Raw genomic sequence first — 21085 nt, 5'->3', positions numbered from 1 at the left:
GACGTGCGAGCGGCGCATCCGCGCGCCAGCACGCAGACAAAACGTTACTTCGCGACGATCACGCCCTGCGCCTGCTGGTGGAAATCGTCGAAAAACTTGTATTCGCCCGGCGACAGCGGGGCGACGACCACGAACGAATCGGCACCCGGCGCAAGCACCTTCTCCTTGCGCAGCTGCACGCTCTCGAATTCGGCGGCGCCCTTGCCGGTGTTCTTGATCTCGATCTTGAAACGCTGGCCGGCCGGGACTTCGATCCGGGCCGGATTCAGCTTGCCGTCCGCCATCTCGAGCTTGAACGTCGGCAAGTCAGCTGCGTACGCCGCGCCGGCAAGCCACATCGCGGCAGCGGCGGCGACGATTTTCTGGGGAAATTTCATCGTGGGTTCTCTACGCCGACGGCGCGCCCGAAGCGCGCCGTCCGTGACCGATCAATACCCGCCCTTCTTGCCGATGCCGGCGAACGGGAAGTCGTATTCGAGCGTGATCGGCTTGAACCACGGGCCGACACCGGTTTCCTTGTCGACGTGGCGGCCGAACGCCATGTGGCCCGACTGCATCGGCGGCTTCACCATCAACGTGAGGTGGTACTTGCCCGGGCCGTTCAGCTTCACGTTGTCGCCGTAGTGCGGGCCGTCGCTCGCAACCATGCCCATCAGGTCGCCCTCGGCCTTCCACTTCGTGTCGCCCTGCTTCGTCAGCTTGTACGACACCTGCAGATACGGCATCCAGTCGCCTTCCGCGAAGCCGGTCGGGTTGTTCTTCACCGCGTGGATGTCGGCTTCCAGATGGATGTCGGAATCGGACGCCTTGCGCATCATCCCTTCCGGATCCATCGTGATCGGCTGCAGATAGACGGCGCCGATTTCCATGCCGCCCTGAATCTGCTGCTTGCCGATCGGATATTCCGCAGCGCAAACCGACATCGCGGCCAGTGCCGCCGCCACCGCCACCGACGTGCGGATAAACGAAGAACCCAACATGGACACTCCTTGTTTTTGTCTGACAACACGTGCGAAACGCCCGGCCGGACGGCTCGCTGGAAACACTAACGCAACGAAGAACGTTAATGCGAACAATTCTCAATAATTGCGCAGTGTAGCACCGAACCGGTTTCCGAACAAACCGGAACGGCGGCAAACCCCTGATGCGACAAGGCTTACACGGCCGTTACCGGCAGGTTTCAGCAGTGTTGGGAAAGATTTACCGGCCGCCGCTCACGTGATCGCCGACATTCGCGCCGAACACGCGCTCACGCAGCAGCGCAAGCTGATCGCGCGTCGCGGCCGCCTTTTCGAATTCGAGGTTCTTCGCGTAATCGGCCATCTGCTTCTCGAGGCGCTTGATTTCCTTCGCGAGCTGCTTCTCCGACATGTCCTCGAATTTCGCGCGCTGCTGCGCTTCCTTCAGTTCGGCGCGCGCGTCGTCCGCGTTGTAGACGCCGTCGATGATGTCCTTGATGCGCTTGACCACGCCGCGCGGCGTGATGCCCATCTTCTCGTTGTACGCGATCTGCTTCGCGCGGCGCCGCTCGGTCTCGCCGATCGCGCGCTTCATCGACTCGGTCATCGTGTCCGCGTACAGGATCGCCTTGCCGTTCACGTTGCGCGCCGCGCGCCCGATCGTCTGGATCAGCGAACGCTCGGCGCGCAGGAAGCCCTCCTTGTCCGCGTCGAGGATCGCGACGAGCGACACCTCGGGAATGTCGAGCCCTTCGCGCAGCAGGTTGATCCCGACCAGCACGTCGAACGTGCCGAGCCGCAGGTCGCGGATGATTTCCACGCGCTCGACCGTGTCGATGTCGCTGTGCAGATAGCGCACCTTGATGCCGTGATCGGCGAGGAACTCGGTCAGCTGCTCGGCCATCCGCTTCGTCAGCACGGTGATCAGCACACGCTCGCCGGCCTTCACGCGTGCGTTGATTTCGGTCAGCACGTCGTCGACCTGCGAACTCGCGGGCCGCACCTCGATTTCCGGATCGACGAGCCCGGTCGGCCGCACGACCTGCTCCGCGATCTGCCCCGTCACGCGCTGCTCGTAGTCGGCCGGCGTCGCCGACACGAACACGACCTGGCGCATCTTGCGCTCGAACTCGTGGAACTTCAGCGGGCGGTTGTCGAGCGCCGACGGCAGCCGGAACCCGTAATTCACGAGGTTTTCCTTGCGCGCGCGGTCGCCGTTGTACATGCCGTTCAGCTGGCCGATCAGCACGTGCGATTCGTCGAGCAGCATCAGCGCGTCGGGCGGCAGGTAGTCGACGAGCGTCGGCGGCGGCTCGCCGGGCGCCGCGCCCGAAAAATGCCGCGAGTAGTTCTCGATGCCCTTGCAGAAGCCGAGCTCCTGCAGCATCTCGAGGTCGAAACGCGTGCGCTGCTCGAGACGCTGCGCTTCGACGAGCTTGCCTTCGCGGTGGAAGAATTCGAGCCGCTCGCGCAGCTCCTCCTTGATCGTCTCGACCGCGCGCATCACGGTGTCGCGCGGCGTCACGTAGTGCGACGACGGATACACGGTGAAGCGCGGAATCTTCTGCCGCACGCGCCCCGTCAGCGGGTCGAACAGCTGCAGCGTCTCGACCTCGTCGTCGAACAGCTCGACGCGCACGGCCATTTCCGCGTGTTCGGCCGGGAAGATGTCGATCGTGTCGCCGCGCACGCGGAACGTGCCGCGCTGGAAGTCCTGCTCGTTGCGCGTGTACTGCATCGCGATCAGCCGCGCGATCACGTCGCGCTGGCCGAGCTTGTCGCCGGTGCGCAGCGTCAGGATCATCTGGTGGTATTCGGACGGATTGCCGATACCGTAGATCGCCGACACCGTCGCGACGATCACGACGTCGCGGCGCTCCATCAGGCTCTTCGTCGCCGACAGCCGCATCTGCTCGATGTGCTCGTTGATCGACGAGTCCTTCTCGATGAACAGGTCGCGCTGCGGCACGTACGCTTCCGGCTGGTAGTAATCGTAGTACGACACGAAATACTCGACCGCGTTGCGCGGGAAGAACTCGCGGAACTCCGCGTAGAGTTGCGCGGCGAGCGTCTTGTTCGGCGCGAACACGATTGCCGGGCGGCCGAGCCGCGCGATCGTATTCGCCATCGTGAAGGTCTTGCCCGAGCCCGTCACGCCGAGCAGCGTCTGGAATGCGAGACCGTCCTGCACGCCTTCGACGAGCGTGTCGATGGCGGTCGGCTGGTCGCCTGCGGGCGGATACGGCTGATAGAGCTGGAACGGCGACCCTTCGAACGTCACGAATTTGGATTCGTCGAGCGTGTCGCCGATTTCGGCATGGTGTTCTGACATGGAGTGCAGCCGGTGCGGAGGCAAAAAAACTATTCTAGCGCTTCGCGACGGCGCGATCTGCTGCCGCCTCCCGACACGCCGCGGCCGGCCGACATCGCGATCGGGTACGTCGCTCCGGCGCGAATTCGCTACAATGTCAGGCTGCTGCGCTTCCCGGCGTCGTGCCTGCCCGTGCGGGCGCTGCAGCGTCCGCCTTGCCGGTTGAAAGCCTGACCCTCTTTTTACTACTGCCGAATCATCATGTCGCTCTTCTCCGCTGTCCAGCTTGCTCCCCGCGACCCGATCCTGGGCCTGAACGAAGCCTTCAACGCCGATACGCGTCCGACCAAGGTCAATCTCGGCGTCGGCGTCTACACGAACGAAGACGGCAAGATTCCGCTGCTGCGCGCGGTTCGTGAAGCGGAAAAGGCACGCGTCGACGCCGGCCTGCCGCGCGGCTATCTGCCGATCGACGGCATCGCCGCGTACGACGCGGCCGTGCAGAAGCTGCTGCTTGGCAACGATTCGCCGCTGATCGCCGCGGGCCGCGTGGTCACCGCGCAGGCGCTGGGCGGCACGGGCGCACTGAAGATCGGCGCCGATTTCCTGCGCACCGTGAACCCGAACGTGAAGGTCGCGATCAGCGATCCGAGCTGGGAAAACCACCGTGCGCTGTTCGAAGCGGCCGGTTTCGAGGTCGTCGCGTATCCGTACTACGACGCGGCCACCAACGGCGTGAACTTCGAAGGCATGCTGTCGGCGCTGAACGGCTATGCGCCGGGCACGATCGTCGTGCTGCACGCGTGCTGCCACAACCCGACCGGCGTGGATCTGACCGAAGCGCAATGGCAGCAGGTCGTCGACGTCGTCAAGGCGCGCAACCTCGTGCCGTTCCTCGACATCGCGTATCAGGGCTTCGGCGAAAGCATCGAGGCCGATGCCGCGGCCGTGCGTCTGTTCGCGGCAGCCGATCTGAACGCGTTCGTCTCGTCGTCGTTCTCGAAGTCGTTCTCGCTGTACGGCGAGCGCGTCGGCGCGCTGTCGATCATCACGTCGAGCAAGGACGAAGCCGCGCGCGTGCTGTCGCAGCTCAAGCGCGTGATCCGCACGAACTATTCGAACCCGCCGACGCATGGCGGTGCCGTGGTTGCTGCAGTGCTCGCGTCGCCGGAACTGCATGCTGCGTGGGTGCAGGAACTCGGCGAAATGCGCGATCGCATCCGCGCGATGCGCAATGGTCTCGTCGAGCGCCTGAAGGCGAGCGGCGTCGATCGCGACTTCAGCTTCATCAACGCACAGCGCGGGATGTTCTCGTATTCGGGTCTGACCGCCGCGCAAGTCGATCGTCTGCGCGAAGAGTTCGGCATTTACGCCGTCGCAACGGGCCGGATCTGCGTCGCGGCGCTGAACACGCGCAACCTCGACGTCGTCGCGAACGCCGTCGCGGCCGTGCTGAAGTAAAGCGGCAGCGGTCGTCGCTGCCCGCCGCTCGGCCGAAACGAAAAACGCGCTCTCCGGAGCGCGTTTTTTTATGCCATTCGCTGTCGCGTAAGCGGCGATGCGCGCAGCAGCGCGGGCTTTACTGCATATACCAGCCGTGGCTGACGACCACCGACTGACCGGTCAGCGCCGCGCTCGGGAACGCCGACAGGAACAGCACCGTCTGCGCGACGTCCTGCACGGTCGTGAACACGCCGTCGACCGTATTGCCGAGCATCACCTTCTTCACGACTTCCTCTTCGCTGATGCCGAGCTCCTTGGCCTGCTCGGGGATCTGCTTGTCGACGAGCGGCGTGCGCACGAAACCCGGACACACGACATGCGAGCGCACGTTGTGCTTCGCGCCTTCCTTCGCGAGCACGCGTGCGAGACCGAGCAGCCCGTGCTTGGCCGTCACGTACGCCGACTTCAGCGGCGACGCCTCGTGCGAGTGCACCGAGCCCATGTAGATCACGACGCCGCCGCGATCGTCCTTGTACATGTGCTTGAGCGCGGCCTTGGTCGTCAGGAACGCGCCGTCTACGTGGATCGCCTGCATCTTCTTCCAGTCGGCGAACGAATAGTTTTCGATCGGGTTCACGATCTGGATGCCGGCATTCGACACGAGAATGTCGACCGAGCCGAACGTCTCCGCGACCTTGTCGATGCCGGTGTTGACCGCTTCCTCGTTGGTCACGTCCATCGCGACGCCGATCGCCTTGCCGCCGGCCTTGTTGATCTCGTCGGCGACCGCGTTCGCACCGTCCAGGTTCAGATCGGCGATCGCGACGGCCGCACCCGCCTTCGCCAGCTCCAGCGCGATTTCCTTGCCGATGCCGCTCGCGGCGCCCGTGATGACTGCGGTCTTGCCGCTCAGATCTGCTGCCATGTCCGTCTCCTTCTGTTATCGGATCGATAAAGCCTGCCTGCGCCGCGCCCGTCTCCACCCAGCGGCCGCACCGGCGAACCAGCCGCTATTGTGCACGATCGGCGCTGCCGGCCGCGCGCAAAACGTCTAAGCTTAAGGTCGATCGAGTCCACGCAGGAGAGTCGCATGCACTATCGGCGCCTTGGCCGCTCCGGCCTGCAGATCAGCGCGCTTTCGCTCGGTTCCTGGGTCACGTACGGCAATCAGGTCGACCAGCGGGTCGCGCGCGAATGTCTCGCCGCCGCGCGGGACGCCGGCGTCAATTTCTTCGACAACGCCGAGGTCTACGCAGGCGGCAGGTCCGAAGAAATCATGGGCCAGGCGCTGAAGTCGCTCGGCTGGCCGCGCGTCAGCTACATCGTGTCGACGAAGTTTTTCTGGGGGCTGGCCGAAGCGCCGAACCAGTACCACACGCTGAACCGCAAATATCTGCTGAACGCCATCGACGGCTCGTTGCGGCGGCTGCAACTCGACTATGTCGACCTCGTCTACTGCCATCGCCCCGATCCGCATACGCCCATCGAAGAAACCGTATGGGCGATGAGCGACATGATCGCGCGCGGCAAGGCACTGTACTGGGGTACTTCCGAGTGGAGCGCAGACGAGATCCGCGCCGCATACGACATCGCCGAACGGCATCATCTGCATAAGCCGATCGTCGAGCAGCCGCAGTACAACCTGTTCCACCGCACGCGCGTCGAGCAGGAATATGCGCGGCTCTACGACGATTACGGCCTCGGCCTGACCACATGGAGCCCGCTCGCGTCGGGCCTGCTGACCGGCAAGTATCGCAACGGCGTCCCGCCCGGCAGTCGCGCGCAGGTGCAGGGCTATGACTGGCTGCGCGATCGCCTCACCGATCCCGCAAGCAACGCGATCGTCGCGCAGCTCGGCGACATCGCGGCCGAGCTCGGCTGTACGACCGGCCAGCTCGCGATCGCGTGGGTGCTCGCGAATCCGCGCGTGAGCTCGGTGATCACCGGCGCCTCGCGGATCGAGCAGATCGGCGACAACATGCGTGCGCTCGACGTCGTCGCGCGGCTCGCGCCGGACGTGAAGCAACGCGTCGAAGCGGTGATCGGCGACGCGTACGAGTAAGGCGCGACGACGCGCGTACCTCGCGTACAATACGCGGCCGCATCGGCGCCCGAGCGCGCCCGATTGCCGCTTTTCCCGATTCACCATTCGTTCCAGGCCGCCCGCCATGCTCAGCTATCGTCACGGTTTTCACGCAGGCAACCACGCGGACGTGCTCAAGCACGCCGTCGTCGTTCAACTGCTGCGCTATCTGAACAAGAAGGACAAGTCGTACTGGTACATCGATACGCATGCCGGCGCAGGCGTGTATTCGCTGCGCGACGGCTATGCGGCGAAGACGGCCGAATACGATACCGGCATCGGCCGACTGTGGAACGACAAGAATCTGCCGCCGGCGCTCGGCGAGTATGTCGACGAAGTGCGCGCGCTGAACGACGACGGCGAACTGCGTTACTACCCGGGCTCGCCGTATCTGGCGTGGCGCTTGATGCGCGAACAGGACCGGATGCGCCTGTTCGAAATGCACACGACCGAAATCGACGTGCTGCGCCACAATTTTCGCGATGCCGGACGACGCGCCATGATCTTCGCCGGAGACGGCTTCGAAGGCATCAAGGCGCTGCTGCCGCCGCCGCCGCGACGCGCGCTCGTGTTGATCGATCCGTCGTACGAGGACAAGAAGGATTACGCGCGCACAATCACTTGCGTGACCGAGTGCCTGAAGCGCTTCGCGACGGGCTGCTATGCGATCTGGTATCCGCAAGTAACGCGGCCCGAATCGCAGCGTTTTGCGGAACAGCTGAAGCGCCTGCAGCCGGACAACTGGCTGCACGCGACGCTGACGGTGTCGAATCCGCCCGCAGACGGGCTCGGCCTCTACGGAAGCGGCATGTTCATTCTGAACCCGCCGTACACGCTTGCCCAAAGCATGAACGACGCGCTGCCCTATCTGGTCGAGACGCTCGGACAGGACAGCGGCTCGCGATGCCAGGTCGAGCACCGCGGCAATTGATCGGCGTTACGGCTGCAGCGGTCGCGGGCGCGGGCGCGGCGTGATGACGGCCGGCGAGCCGGTTCGCGATGCCCCTGCTGCCGGCACGTCGATGTACGGCGCGACGAACAGCGGAATCGACGAAGTGCCGGTCTGCCCTGCCGGCGCGCGCATGCCTGCCGGCTCGACAATCGGCTCCGACGATAGCGGTGCCGTCTGCAGAACCAGTCCGCCGCGGCCGTCCTGGATGCCGCGCTGAGTATCGAGGATCAACGGCTTCGACGACGTCGCAGCCGCGGCGACGATGCCGTGAAGCAGTATCGCGGCACCCGCAATGGCGTGCGCGCGCGCAGCGCGGCGCCCCGTGAAACGCAAGCGCATGATCGTGCCCCCTGATTGAAAAACAGGCCCATACCATAGCGCCATACGGCGAATTTCTCCAGTTTCGCCGCACAAAAAACAAAGCCCCGTCAATACGGGGCTTGCTTTTGGACCGGTGCCGCGCGGCACCTGGCGTTCACGGCAATTACCGCGAGTAGCCGTTGGTTTCGAGCGAACGGATACGTTGCTCGAGCTGGACGATGTCCGACGACGTGGCGAGATAAGCCTCACGGCGCTCGCGCTCTGCGGATTCGAACCAGTTGCTCAGCTTTTCGACGATGTAGGCGATCATGATGTTCTCCAAGGAAGGGGAACCCTGGCGAAGCGAGATTCAGGGATTTCCCGTATAGGGTTATCCCGAATTATAGCGATCCCAGACCGCGATGCTAGTGAAATGCTTGCATGGCAGCCATTCCGTTTTGGAATGATGCGCTGCCGTCCGTTTGTAACCCCTTGATTTTTAAAGGGGTGACGTAAAACCTCGGCTCGACGTGTCGAGCGCGCGCACTAATGTGGTTCACCGACGGGCTCGGCAAGTCGCGCCAAAATCGGGCATTCGGGACGCGCGTCACCGTGACAGTGCGCGGCGAGGTCCATCAGCGTGTTGCGCATATCGGTGAGTTCGGCGATTCGTTTGTCGAGCTCGGCGACATGGCCGAGCGCGATCGACTTCACTTCGGCACTGGCGCGCGACCGGTCTTGCCATAGCGTCAGCAGTTTTCGAATGTCCTCGACGAGAAAGCCGAGTCGACGCGCCTGGCGGATAAACCGCAGCGTATGGATTTCGTCCGGACCGTAGATCCGATAGCCGGCGTCGCTGCGCTTGCTTGGCGTCAGCAGACCGACCTGCTCGTAGTACCGGATCATTTTTGCGCTGACGCCGGATGCGCGCGATGCGTCGCCGATATTCATTCCATGCCCTCTTTCGCGATCTCGTTCGGATGACTGTCCGACAGATCTCGATCGTATCAAATCGTGGGGTTCGGCTTTCGGCTGCCGTTCGACATGGAAAGGGGTGGAGTTCGATCGAATGTCGGGGGCGTCGGCTGTGCTGCGTCGTCGAGCGCGACGCGAGAGCGCATTTCGGCCGCCGCAAATGCAAAAACCCCCGCCTGCTCGGGCGGGGGTTTCTGGCTTAGGGAGCCTGACGATTACCTACTTTCACACGGGAATCCGCACTATCATCGGCGTAGAGTCGTTTCACGGTCCTGTTCGGGATGGGAAGGGGTGGGACCGACTCGCTATGGTCATCAGGCAAAGAGGGTTGTTGCGCCGCTTCGCAGCGCAACCAATCGGGAAGAAGCAGTAATTTTGGGTTGTGCGTATCGCACACGAGAATCCAACATGTCGCTTTGGATCGCAGCCGGTGCTGTCGCACGGCGCCGATCTACAAGGCAGACTTGTTATAGGATCAAGCCTTACGGGCAATTAGTATCGGTTAGCTGAACGCATTACTGCGCTTACACACCCGACCTATCAACGTCCTGGTCTCGAACGACCCTTCAAGGAGGTCAAGCCTCCAGGGATATCTCATCTTAAGGCGAGTTTCCCGCTTAGATGCTTTCAGCGGTTATCTCTTCCGAACATAGCTACCCGGCGATGCGACTGGCGTCACAACCGGTACACCAGAGGTTCGTCCACTCCGGTCCTCTCGTACTAGGAGCAGCCCCCTTCAAATATCCAACGCCCACGGCAGATAGGGACCAAACTGTCTCACGACGTTTTAAACCCAGCTCACGTACCTCTTTAAATGGCGAACAGCCATACCCTTGGGACCGGCTACAGCCCCAGGATGAGATGAGCCGACATCGAGGTGCCAAACACCGCCGTCGATATGAACTCTTGGGCGGTATCAGCCTGTTATCCCCAGAGTACCTTTTATCCGTTGAGCGATGGCCCTTCCATACAGAACCACCGGATCACTATGACCTGCTTTCGCACCTGCTCGACTTGTCGGTCTCGCAGTTAAGCACGCTTATGCCATTGCACTATCAGCACGATTTCCGACCGTACCTAGCGTACCTTCGTACTCCTCCGTTACCCTTTGGGAGGAGACCGCCCCAGTCAAACTGCCTACCATGCACTGTCCCCGATCCGGATCACGGACCAAGGTTAGAACCTCAAACAAACCAGGGTGGTATTTCAAGGACGGCTCCACCGAAACTAGCGTTCCGGTTTCATAGCCTCCCACCTATCCTACACAGATCGGTTCAAAGTCCAATGCAAAGCTACAGTAAAGGTTCATGGGGTCTTTCCGTCTAGCCGCGGGTAGATTGCATCATCACAAACACTTCAACTTCGCTGAGTCTCGGGAGGAGACAGTGTGGCCATCGTTACGCCATTCGTGCAGGTCGGAACTTACCCGACAAGGAATTTCGCTACCTTAGGACCGTTATAGTTACGGCCGCCGTTTACCGGGACTTCAATCAAGAGCTTGCACCCCATCATTTAATCTTCCGGCACCGGGCAGGCGTCACACCCTATACGTCCACTTTCGTGTTTGCAGAGTGCTGTGTTTTTATTAAACAGTCGCAGCCACCAGTTTATTGCAACCCCTTCACCCTTCCAGCGCAGGCTGGTCAAGCTACAAGGGCGTACCTTATCCCGAAGTTACGGTACCAATTTGCCGAGTTCCTTCTCCCGAGTTCTCTCAAGCGCCTTAGAATACTCATCTCGCCCACCTGTGTCGGTTTGCGGTACGGTCATCGTTAGACTGAAGCTTAGAGGCTTTTCTTGGAACCACTTCCAATTGCTTCGCGACCGAAGTCGCTCGCGCCACACCCTTGAATCCTGCGCCCGGATTTGCCTAAGCGCCTTCTCCAATGCAGCGACCGGGACGTCCAACACCCGGACAACCTTCCGCGATCCGTCCCCCCATCGCATCTAACGACGGTGCAGGAATATTGACCTGCTTCCCATCAGCTACGCATTTCTGCCTCGCCTTAGGGGCCGACTCACCCTACGCCGATGAACGTTGCGTAGGAAACCTTGGGCTTACGGCGAGGGGGCCTTTCACCCCCTTTATCGCTACTCATGTCAGCATTCGCACTTCCGATACCTCCAGCACCCTTTACAAGGCACCTTCGCAGGCTTACGGAACGCTCTCCTACCATGCGAGCAAGCTCGCATCCGCAGCTTCGGTATATGGCTTAGCCCCGTTACATCTTCCGCGCAGGACGACTCGATCAGTGAGCTATTACGCTTTCTTTAAAGGGTGGCTGCTTCTAAGCCAACCTCCTGACTGTTTTAGCCTTCCCACTTCGTTTCCCACTTAGCCATATTTGGGGACCTTAGCTGGCGGTCTGGGTTGTTTCCCTCTTGACACCGGACGTTAGCACCCGATGTCTGTCTCCCGTGATTGCACTCTTCGGTATTCGGAGTTTGCTATGGCGGGGTAATCTGCAATAGACCCCCCAACCATGACAGTGCTCTACCCCCGAAGGTGAGACACGAGGCACTACCTAAATAGTTTTCGGAGAGAACCAGCTATTTCCAGGTTTGTTTAGCCTTTCACCCCTATCCACAGCTCATCCCCTAACTTTTCAACGTTAGTGGGTTCGGACCTCCAGTACGTGTTACCGCACCTTCATCCTGGCCATGGATAGATCACCTGGTTTCGGGTCTACGCCCAGCAACTGAACGCCCTATTCGGACTCGCTTTCGCTACGCCTGCCCTATACGGTTAAGCTTGCTACTGAACGTAAGTCGCTGACCCATTATACAAAAGGTACGCCGTCACCCCTTACGAGGCTCCGACTGTTTGTATGCATGCGGTTTCAGGATCTATTTCACTCCCCTCCCGGGGTTCTTTTCGCCTTTCCCTCACGGTACTGGTTCACTATCGGTCGATCACGAGTATTTAGCCTTGGAGGATGGTCCCCCCATCTTCAGACAGGATTTCACGTGTCCCGCCCTACTTGTCGTACACCTAGTTCTTTCATACTGTTTTCGCCTACAGGGCTATCACCTGCTATGGCCGCACTTTCCAGAGCGTTCGGCTAACAATACAAATAAAGAGTACAAGGCTCATCCCATTTCGCTCGCCACTACTTTGGGAATCTCGGTTGATTTCTTTTCCTGCGGTTACTTAGATGTTTCAGTTCACCGCGTTCGCTTCACATGACCTATGTATTCAGTCATGGATACTCCATAAGGAGTGGGTTTCCCCATTCGGACATCCCCGGATCAAAGCTTGTTTGCCAGCTCCCCGGGGCTTTTCGCAGGCTACCGCGTCCTTCATCGCCTGTGATCGCCAAGGCATCCACCACATGCACTTGTTCGCTTGACCCTATAACGAGTCTGTCTCATGTCGGCCATCGTTAGCGCTTCAGCGCTTACGATGGCCCCATCCCCGCATGGGGACGACAGTCGTTACAGGTTGAGTTCTCGCGTGTCGCTCAGCGTTAGTGCTTTAGCACTTACGCGGAGCCCACACTACGTGTGTGCCGTATTCCAATTAGAGCCGAACATGAAGTTCGAATCATCTTGAGATACATCGATACAATCACAACCCGGATAGTTTCCACGTCCATCTCATAAGACGCTTCCGCTATCCAAATTACTTACTTCTTCCTGATTGTTAAAGAACGACAGCCGATACAGTTTCCTGCATCACTCTGACTGGCTCAATCGCCAATGGCAAATGCTCGTCTCACATGTCACTTTCGTGTGAGTCAAACGCTTCCCATTGAAGATTGGTGGAGGCAGACGGGATCGAACCGACGACCCCCTGCTTGCAAAGCAGGTGCTCTCCCAGCTGAGCTATGCCCCCATACAGAGACTACCCAGGTTTCTTCTCGCCAGACAACTTGGTGGGTCTGGTTGGATTCGAACCAACGACCCCCGCCTTATCAAGACGGTGCTCTAACCGACTGAGCTACAGACCCCTGAGTCTGTCTTGATTACAGCCGATAAGCGTGAGCGCTCAACTTCGCGAGATAGCTCTGGAAAGGAGGTGATCCAGCCGCACCTTCCGATACGGCTACCTTGTTACGACTTCACCCCAGTCATGAATCCTACCGTGGTGACCGTCCTCCTTGCGGTTAGACTAGCCACTTCTGGTAAAACCCACTCCCATGGTGTGACGGGCGGTGTGTACAAGACCCGGGAACGTATTCACCGCGGCATGCTGATCCGCGATTACTAGCGATTCCAGCTTCATGCACTCGAGTTGCAGAGTGCAATCCGGACTACGATCGGTTTTCTGGGATTAGCTCCCCCTCGCGGGTTGGCAACCCTCTGTTCCGACCATTGTATGACGTGTGAAGCCCTACCCATAAGGGCCATGAGGACTTGACGTCATCCCCACCTTCCTCCGGTTTGTCACCGGCAGTCTCCTTAGAGTGCTCTTGCGTAGCAACTAAGGACAAGGGTTGCGCTCGTTGCGGGACTTAACCCAACATCTCACGACACGAGCTGACGACAGCCATGCAGCACCTGTGCGCCGGTTCTCTTTCGAGCACTCCCGAATCTCTTCAGGATTCCGACCATGTCAAGGGTAGGTAAGGTTTTTCGCGTTGCATCGAATTAATCCACATCATCCACCGCTTGTGCGGGTCCCCGTCAATTCCTTTGAGTTTTAATCTTGCGACCGTACTCCCCAGGCGGTCAACTTCACGCGTTAGCTACGTTACTAAGGAAATGAATCCCCAACAACTAGTTGACATCGTTTAGGGCGTGGACTACCAGGGTATCTAATCCTGTTTGCTCCCCACGCTTTCGTGCATGAGCGTCAGTATTGGCCCAGGGGGCTGCCTTCGCCATCGGTATTCCTCCACATCTCTACGCATTTCACTGCTACACGTGGAATTCTACCCCCCTCTGCCATACTCTAGCCTGCCAGTCACAAATGCAGTTCCCAGGTTGAGCCCGGGGATTTCACATCTGTCTTAACAGACCGCCTGCGCACGCTTTACGCCCAGTAATTCCGATTAACGCTCGCACCCTACGTATTACCGCGGCTGCTGGCACGTAGTTAGCCGGTGCTTATTCTTCCGGTACCGTCATCCCCCGACTGTATTAGAGCCAGGGATTTCTTTCCGGACAAAAGTGCTTTACAACCCGAAGGCCTTCTTCACACACGCGGCATTGCTGGATCAGGCTTTCGCCCATTGTCCAAAATTCCCCACTGCTGCCTCCCGTAGGAGTCTGGGCCGTGTCTCAGTCCCAGTGTGGCTGGTCGTCCTCTCAGACCAGCTACTGATCGTCGCCTTGGTAGGCCTTTACCCCACCAACTAGCTAATCAGCCATCGGCCAACCCTATAGCGCGAGGCCCGAAGGTCCCCCGCTTTCATCCGTGGATCGTATGCGGTATTAATCCGGCTTTCGCCGGGCTATCCCCCACTACAGGACATGTTCCGATGTATTACTCACCCGTTCGCCACTCGCCACCAGGTGCAAGCACCCGTGCTGCCGTTCGACTTGCATGTGTAAGGCATGCCGCCAGCGTTCAATCTGAGCCAGGATCAAACTCTTCAGTTCAAACCTGTTACTGTTTTCGGTTCTCTCGAACCGGTCGCTCACTCAAAGCTGACAGGTCATATGAATTGCTTCATAAACCTGACTTACTTTAGTGTGAGACTCTTGATACTTTTGCTATCCCGATCCGAAGATCAGGCCTCGCTCACATCAAGCGCCCACACTTATCGGCTGTTAGTTTTTAAAGAACATGTCTGCGAGCAGATCGTCTTGCTCAGCAGCGCTGCGTTGTCAGCAGCAGAGAAGCGAGATTATGAACACCGTTTCGCAGCTCGTCAACAACTTTTTTCACTACATCGTTGCGACTGCGGGGTTCTTCTTCCTTCGTCGGCCGGGCGCTCTATGCTGCAGCACACGTCCGACTTCGCTTCCCCTCTCGCGCCGCGTTTCCGTTAGCGCGAAAGAGGCGTGATTCTATGCAGCTCGCGCAGGATGCGCAAGGGGGTCGACGCACTTTTTTTGATCCCCGCGATTTCATCGCAGCGAGACCCCCGAGTAGCACGACAGCGCTTATGGCGCGCAGAACGGACTAGAATGTGAGGTTCTTCGCCTCTTTCTATACGTATTTAATATGCGCCAGCGAATCGCCAAACGTCTTCCCCCCGATGCCGACAAGCTCGTCGGCCTGTCGCTTGCGCTCTTCGCTTCGGGCAGCCGCATCGAAGATCGCTTCTGGGAAGCGAAGCTCGATGCCCTGCTTGCCAAGATCGTTCGCAACGGCAACCAGACCACGCTCGACGCAGCGCTCGACCATCTGCAACAGAATCATCCCGACGCGTACGGTGCGCTCGCCGACATGGCAGAAACGCACAGCGAGTCGATGGTGATCGAGCACGACGGCCAACCGTACGACGCACTGCTCGTCGCGGTGCCCGTGCTCGCCTGGACGCGCTATGTGATTCCGTCGGGTCCGCTCAAGAGCGACATCGCCGACGCGCTGCGTGCGCACCTGCAGGCTCACGTGCTCGCCAACGGTACGCTGGTCGGGCTCGCGCCGTTCATGTACAGCATCGATCAACTGCCGCGGCACCACGTCGAAACCTACCGGCTCGCGCAGCAGCTCGCGCATGCGGCCCTCGGCCAGCATGCGGCCAAGCTCAATTTCGGCGACCTGCCGGAAACGTCCCCGATCCTGGCCGACCCGCGCTTCCTGCTCGCGGTCGTCGCCGCGCCCGCCGGCGCACCGCTGTTCCGCTGGCAGGAAGAAGAGCACGGCAACCGCATCGAGCGCGGCCAGTGTCTCGAGCAATGGACGGCCCAGGGCGGCCCGAACCTGTCGCTCGCACTGCCCGGCTGCGAGTTCGAGTGCCTGCTTCCGGACGCGTACTATTCGGCATGCCGCGATGCGGACGAACGCATACGTCCTCACACGGTCCGTACCGCGATTCGTTATCTTTTCGACACACTTGGTGCAGCGCCGCAGGAACTGCGCGCGGTCGTCGCCGGCTTCGGCGACCGACGCATCGACGAATATCGCGTGGGCTTCACGCGGCGCGGCAGCAACGACGTGATCTATGGCGTCGTCTGGCCGCTGTACGGCCGCGAGAACGGCGACGTGTCGATCGACAGCGCGACGCTCGAGGGCGAAGCGCCGATCGACGGCCCGCTCGAGGAAATCGTGAGCCTGCTGAAGGAATGCGGCGTCACGGACATCCGCCGGCACGCCGGGCGTTTCGAGCCGGAATACTGCGACGATTGCGGCGTGCCGCTCTATGCCGATCCGCTCGGCGAAATCGTCCATGCCGAGATGCCGGAAGACGCGTCGCCTGCGCAGCCGCATTTCCACTGATCGCCGGCACGGGCCGCCACGACCCGCAACGAGCCATCGCGTAAGCCGCTTCCGCCCCGTGCGGAAGCGGCTTTTTTCTTGTCTGCCTCCTTTGCCGCCAAATTTCGAACTTCTCCTAAGCCATTCAGCCAAGCAGACAACGTGTAAGGTATTTGTCATGATCGGCACTCGACATACTTGCCGACAGATCAACGACACATTCGTAAGGAGGCTGAATATGCGGTTCCTGGTGGTCAATTCGGATGCCGAGCGGCGTGACGGGCTCAAGGCCCTGTTGCGGCAGATCGACCGTCACGCGCGTATCAACGACGCGCCCGACGGTTTCCAGGCGCGTCGCCTGCTGCGCACGCAGCGCTTCGATCTCGTCGCGATCGACTGGCTGGACGTCGGAAAGGTCAGCGAACTCCAGGCGCTGTGCACGGCCTGTTCGCCGACGCCCGTCGCGATGCTGATCGGCGACACGACCCCGGAAGCGGTTCAGAACTTCTTCGACTATGGCGTCGCGGGCGTGATTCCACATGCCACGCGTCCGCATCTGCTGGTTCGCGCGCTCGAGATGGTGCTGCTCGGCGGTCACTATATTCCGCCGATCGCCCTGCGGCTGCTGCCTTCCGCCGCCGTCACCCGTCACGATGCGCGTTTCCAGACGCTCGCGAACGCATTGCCGCGCCGCTCGCCGGCCGGTCTGCTGTCGCCGCGACAAGCGCAGATCATGCGCTTCGTCCACATGGGCAGCACGAACAAGATGATCGCGCGCACGCTCGGCATCAGCGAAGGCACCGTGAAGATCCATCTCGCGAGCATCTTCCAGCAGCTCGGCGCCGCGAACCGCGCCGCCGCGGTCGCCATCTACAACGGCTGGCTGTCGCCGCATCTCGAGGTGCTGCTCGCGGACCGCGATCGCGCGCGCAAGCCCGTACTCGGCGAACGCGGCCCGGTCCCGCTGCGCGCACAACGGAACACGCGCCCGTATCCGCTGCCGAGCGCGACCGTCGACGATCCGGAACTGCCGCTCGCCCCCGAGGCGCTGCCCCGTTTCCGGCGCAGCCACTAGACGAACAGTCTCGATATTGCGACGGTCGACGTGTGCGGATTCCCACCTTTGATGCTCAACGAGTAATATGGACGCATGGGTTTTCTTTTCACACCGCTTCCGCTCTGGGTTGGCATCGGTGGCTGGATCGCCGCCGCGGCGCTGCTCGCGCTCGCGTTCTGGAAGCGCCCGTTCGTCCGCCTGCACGATGCGACGCTGCAGCACGTCTGGCTCGCACTCGTGACGGCCATCACCGTTCTCTGGGCGTCCAACGCATGGCTGGAGGACGGTGTCGTCATGCATCTGCTCGGCGCGACGCTGCTCGTCACGCTGTTCGACTGGACGCTCGCGCTGGTCGCGATGGGCGCCGTCACGGCGATCGCCGCGATTATCTTCGATGCATCGTGGCAAGGGGTCGGCCTGACCTACCTCGTCTACGGCGCGCTGCCCGTCGCGGTATCGGCATTGCTGCAGCGCGCGGCAATCGCATGGCTGCCGCACAATCTGCTGTCGTTCATCGCGGGGCAGGGTTTCGTGTCGCCGGCCGTCGCGATCGTTGCAGCTGCGGCCGCGGCGGCCGGCGTGCAGCTCGCGCTTGCCAACGGCGCGCCTGTCGTAATTCCGGGCGGCTACCTGTTCAACACGGTACTGCTCGCGCTCGGCGAAGCGTGGTTCACCGGCATGACGACCGCGCTAATCGCCGTCTATCGTCCCGCGTGGGTCACCACGTTCGACGTCCGCCGTTATCGTCTGGGTGGCCCGCGCGCTTGAACGTGCTGCGCCCCCGCGCGGCGCCGGCGCGTACCGCTTGCGCAGCGCAGGCGAGTCGGCCGTCTACTGCCGCGCTACTTTTTTACGCTAAGATTGAACTCCTGTTCTTCATCGGGCCTCTATACCTGCCCGATGCCTCATTCGCTCCTCACCAATAACCAGATGGACAGCTCAACTGCCTCGCTCCGGATCGTCCGGACGCTCGGCAAGCTGGCGGCCTGTGTCGCGGGCTTGTCGCTTGCACTTCCGGCACCGGTCTTCGCCGACCTTCTCGACCAGCGTTCCGAGCTGATCAATAAATTCGTCAACGAAATGCACGCCGATCCGCTCGTCGCCGACTGCGCCGCGCACGGCAGCTTCATCGCGAGCACGTCGACTGCCTTCGACCGCGTCGAGTTTGCGCCGAATGCATTCGAAAACGGCAACGCGACGATCACGCCGTGGAACGATTCGTTCGATCAAGGCAAGCAGCGCGTGAAGGTCGACAACATCGTCACCGTCGACGGGCTCGGCATTCGAACGAACGGCGGCGATCCCGAACCGCTGAAGTTTCGCTGCGGCTATGTCGGTCAGCAGATGCTCGCGTTCAGCTGGAACGATCCCGTTCCGCCGCTCAAGCCGCGCGTCGAGCGCCCGGCACCGTCGACGAAGAAATTCAAGGGCAAATCGCACAAGGGCAAGGTGAAGGCCAAGGCGACCGGGCGTCCCGCGAAAAAGGCCGTCACGAAAAAATCGACCGCGACGAAAAAAACCGTCAAGAAAAAGACCGCGAAGAAGTCCTGACGCGACGCAGCGGCAACGTCAGAAGCGAAAAAGCCGGCGCATCGTTCGATGCGGCCGGCTTTTTCGTTACCGACAATGCGTTTACGCGAACGTCTCGATCTGCTTGAGGATCGCCGCCAGCATCGCCGCGCCAAGCGCCGCGCTACGTTCGCCGTTCCAGCCGACGCGCTCGTCCGGCAGATTCGCGTTGTCCTTGAACGGCATCTCGAGCGTCAGCGACAGACAGCCGAACCGGTGTCCGACGTACTTCGACGCGAGCTTCAGCGCGTCCTCCTTGTACTTGCTAGCCGCATAGCCGTGCTCGGTCTGGAAGTCGGGGCTCGCGACCTTGAACGCTTCGATGAAGGCGTCCTGCTCCTTGCGCTGCTGCTCGGTAAAGCTCGGCAACATCTCCGAGCCGGCGACGAACACGTACGGCAGATCCTCGTCGCCGTGGATGTCGAAAAACATGTCGCAGCCAATCGCATGAATCGCATCGCGCACCGCGAGCACCTCGGGGCTGCGCTCGGCATCGGGCGCCATCCATTCGCGATTCAGGTTCGCGCCGGCCGCATTGGTGCGCAGATTGCCGTGCACGCTGCCGTCGGGATTCATGTTCGGCACGATATGAAAGATCGCGCGATCGTAGAGCTTGCGCGCAACCGGATCGCCGGCCCAGTCGCCCCATCCCGCCAGCCGCTTCACGAGCCCTTCGACGAACCATTCGGCCATCGTCTCGCCCGGATGCTGCCGCGCGATGATCCACACCTTCTTCTTCGGCGCGCCATCGGTTTCCGGCGTACCGAGCGTCAGCAGCGACATCGGACGGCCTTCCACCGTACGGCCGAGTTCGACGACGCTCGCCTGCGGCAACTGCTGGACCGCACCGAGAAACGCGGCGTGGCGCTCTTCCGAATACGGTTCGAAGTACGCGTAATAGATGCTGTCGAATTCGGGCGTATGGTCGATCGTCATCGTGCGGCCGTCGAACGTCGTCGGCACGCGGAACCAGTCGACGCGATCGTAGCTCGCGACCGCGCGGTAGTCGCGCCAACCCGACGGATACGCACACTGCGCGGCGTTCTCGAACGTCATCACGCAGCGCTCGCCGCGCGCGCCCGTCAGGCGGAAATAGAACCACTGCGCGAATTCCGAGCGATTGTCGCCGCGCACGCGCAGCCGGATCGCGTCCGCGCTGTCGCAGGACACGACGTCGATTGCGCCCGCGTCGAAGTTGCTGGTGATCGAAAGAGCCATCCGTTTCTCCTTGAGCGGCCGTCACGCGCGGTGTGCCGCGCGCCGCGCCTCATGCATGCGCCGGCCGTCTCGTGAACGGCCGGCAGGGTCACTCGCCGACACGCCGGCGATATACGTAAGTCGAGTCGTTCGACGCGGCCGCGTCGAATGCATAGCCTTCCATCGCGAATGCCTGCAGCGCCTTCGGCTCGGCGATGCGGTTCTCGACGACATAACGCGCCATCAGCCCGCGCGCGCGCTTCGCGTGGAAGCTGATGATCTTGTAGCGGCCGCCCTTCCAGTCCTCGAAGACCGGCGTAATGACCGGCGCGGCCAGCAGCTTCGGCTTGATCGACTTGAAGTATTCGGTCGACGCGCAGTTGATCAGCACGCGCGATGCGCCGCGGCGCGTCTCGAGCTGCTCGTTCAGCGCGCGCGTGATGCGGTCGCCCCAGAACGCGTAGAGGTCCTTGCCGCGCGTATTCGCGAAGCGCGTGCCCATCTCGAGCCGGTACGGCTGCAGCAGGTCCAGCGGACGCAGCAGGCCATACAAGCCCGACAGCACGCGCACGTGTTGCTGCGCGTAGTCGAGATCGGCGGCCGACAGCGATTTCGCGTCGAATCCTTCGTACACGTCGCCGTTGAACGCCAGCACGGCCTGCTTCGAATTGGCGGGCGTGAAGATCGGCGACCAGTCCGCGTAGCGCTGGTAGTTCAGCCGCGCGAGCGGATCGGAGATGTCCATCAGCGTCGCGATGTCCTGCGGCGACAGCTTGCGCAGGCCCGCGATCAGTTCCGACGCGTCGTCGACGAATGCAGGCTGCGTGTAAGACTGCACGTGGGCGGGCGTCTCGTAGTCGAGGGATTTGGCGGGAGAGAGAACGATTATCATAGAGGCTCGCTGGCACGCCGTGCCGTGCGGTCAGACGA

The 21085-nt window shown here is 61.4% G+C and carries 16 protein-coding genes, 2 tRNA genes and 3 rRNA genes; 7 read left to right on the top strand and 14 right to left on the bottom strand.

The genetic code is table 11. From position 1 onward, the window contains the following. Positions 1–44: 44 nt before the first annotated feature. The 3 genes from BCR55_RS12775 to uvrB form a co-directional block, all read right to left on the bottom strand. Entirely contained in the window at positions 45–377 is a 333-nt protein-coding gene (locus BCR55_RS12775; RefSeq protein ID WP_006402048.1) for a cupredoxin domain-containing protein, read from the bottom strand. 51 nt (positions 378–428) lie between these two features. Next, on the bottom strand, positions 429–980 hold the full coding sequence (locus BCR55_RS12770; RefSeq protein ID WP_006407929.1) for an iron transporter: 552 nt from the start codon (positions 978–980) through the stop codon (positions 429–431). Positions 981–1200: 220 nt separating this feature from the next. Continuing rightward, positions 1201–3291 (bottom strand): excinuclease ABC subunit UvrB, encoded by a 2091-nt coding sequence (uvrB, locus tag BCR55_RS12765; protein ID WP_006402050.1) that lies wholly within the window; start codon positions 3289–3291, stop codon positions 1201–1203. Positions 3292–3531: 240 nt separating this feature from the next. Between uvrB and BCR55_RS12760 the strand changes: the two genes are divergently transcribed. Then, complete coding sequence (locus BCR55_RS12760) at positions 3532–4731, top strand: amino acid aminotransferase (protein WP_006407927.1); 1200 nt, start codon at positions 3532–3534, stop codon at positions 4729–4731. Between the two features lie 118 nt (positions 4732–4849). Here the strand turns inward: BCR55_RS12760 and BCR55_RS12755 are convergent, their stop codons facing one another. After that, entirely contained in the window at positions 4850–5638 is a 789-nt protein-coding gene (locus tag BCR55_RS12755) for a 3-hydroxybutyrate dehydrogenase (protein WP_065494608.1), read from the bottom strand. A 165-nt stretch (positions 5639–5803) separates the two neighbouring features. Here BCR55_RS12755 and BCR55_RS12750 point away from each other — a divergent pair, with 165 nt between their 5' ends. Then, a complete protein-coding gene (locus BCR55_RS12750) occupies positions 5804–6775 on the top strand; it encodes an aldo/keto reductase (protein WP_006407924.1) in 972 nt (323 codons plus the stop codon). 106 nt (positions 6776–6881) lie between these two features. Further along, entirely contained in the window at positions 6882–7727 is an 846-nt protein-coding gene (locus BCR55_RS12745; RefSeq protein ID WP_065494607.1) for a 23S rRNA (adenine(2030)-N(6))-methyltransferase RlmJ, read from the top strand. Positions 7728–7733: 6 nt separating this feature from the next. Here BCR55_RS12745 and BCR55_RS12740 read toward each other — a convergent pair whose 3' ends face one another. The 8 genes from BCR55_RS12740 to BCR55_RS12710 form a co-directional block, all read right to left on the bottom strand. Beyond that, positions 7734–8087: a hypothetical protein gene (locus BCR55_RS12740; RefSeq protein ID WP_043279850.1), complete on the bottom strand. Its 354-nt coding sequence runs from the start codon at positions 8085–8087 to the stop codon at positions 7734–7736. Positions 8088–8232: 145 nt separating this feature from the next. Next, entirely contained in the window at positions 8233–8379 is a 147-nt protein-coding gene (locus tag BCR55_RS30725; RefSeq protein WP_006402056.1) for a DUF3563 family protein, read from the bottom strand. A gap of 215 nt (positions 8380–8594) precedes the next feature. Continuing rightward, complete coding sequence (gene cueR, locus BCR55_RS12735) at positions 8595–8999, bottom strand: Cu(I)-responsive transcriptional regulator (protein WP_006415577.1); 405 nt, start codon at positions 8997–8999, stop codon at positions 8595–8597. 230 nt (positions 9000–9229) lie between these two features. After that, a 5S ribosomal RNA gene (gene rrf, locus BCR55_RS12730) occupies positions 9230–9342 on the bottom strand. A 152-nt stretch (positions 9343–9494) separates the two neighbouring features. Continuing rightward, a 23S ribosomal RNA gene (locus BCR55_RS12725) occupies positions 9495–12375 on the bottom strand. Positions 12376–12782: 407 nt separating this feature from the next. Next, positions 12783–12858, bottom strand: a tRNA-Ala gene (locus tag BCR55_RS12720). 38 nt (positions 12859–12896) lie between these two features. Next, a tRNA-Ile gene (locus BCR55_RS12715) sits at positions 12897–12973 on the bottom strand. 61 nt (positions 12974–13034) lie between these two features. After that, positions 13035–14567 (bottom strand): 16S ribosomal RNA (locus BCR55_RS12710). Together the 16S, 23S and 5S rRNA genes with 2 tRNA genes alongside form the textbook arrangement of a ribosomal RNA operon. 568 nt (positions 14568–15135) lie before the next feature. Here BCR55_RS12710 and BCR55_RS12705 point away from each other — a divergent pair. From BCR55_RS12705 to BCR55_RS12690, 4 genes are all read left to right on the top strand, one after another. Beyond that, positions 15136–16353, top strand: coding sequence for a DUF2863 family protein (locus tag BCR55_RS12705; RefSeq protein WP_006398828.1), 1218 nt, complete (start codon positions 15136–15138; stop codon positions 16351–16353). 217 nt (positions 16354–16570) lie between these two features. Beyond that, the gene (locus BCR55_RS12700) at positions 16571–17407 is read left to right on the top strand and encodes a response regulator transcription factor (protein WP_065494606.1); all 837 of its coding nucleotides are present in this window, start codon (positions 16571–16573) and stop codon (positions 17405–17407) included. Positions 17408–17482: 75 nt separating this feature from the next. Then, positions 17483–18157: an energy-coupling factor ABC transporter permease gene (locus BCR55_RS12695; protein ID WP_006405544.1), complete on the top strand. Its 675-nt coding sequence runs from the start codon at positions 17483–17485 to the stop codon at positions 18155–18157. Positions 18158–18289: 132 nt separating this feature from the next. Further along, positions 18290–18940 (top strand): BspC domain-containing protein, encoded by a 651-nt coding sequence (locus BCR55_RS12690; RefSeq protein WP_080559082.1) that lies wholly within the window; start codon positions 18290–18292, stop codon positions 18938–18940. A gap of 81 nt (positions 18941–19021) precedes the next feature. On the opposite strand, the gene BCR55_RS12685 is transcribed toward BCR55_RS12690, so the two are convergent. Continuing rightward, positions 19022–20176, bottom strand: coding sequence for a M14-type cytosolic carboxypeptidase (locus BCR55_RS12685; protein WP_006405547.1), 1155 nt, complete (start codon positions 20174–20176; stop codon positions 19022–19024). An 88-nt stretch (positions 20177–20264) separates the two neighbouring features. Further along, the gene (yaaA, locus tag BCR55_RS12680) at positions 20265–21047 is read right to left on the bottom strand and encodes a peroxide stress protein YaaA (RefSeq protein WP_065494605.1); all 783 of its coding nucleotides are present in this window, start codon (positions 21045–21047) and stop codon (positions 20265–20267) included. Positions 21048–21085: the final 38 nt, after the last annotated feature.

Source organism: Burkholderia sp. CCA53 (assembly GCF_001685525.1).
GTDB classification, from domain to species: domain Bacteria; phylum Pseudomonadota; class Gammaproteobacteria; order Burkholderiales; family Burkholderiaceae; genus Burkholderia; species Burkholderia multivorans.
The sequence above is the reverse complement of the archived record's forward strand: the minus strand, read 5'-3'. Positions and strand labels throughout refer to the sequence as shown.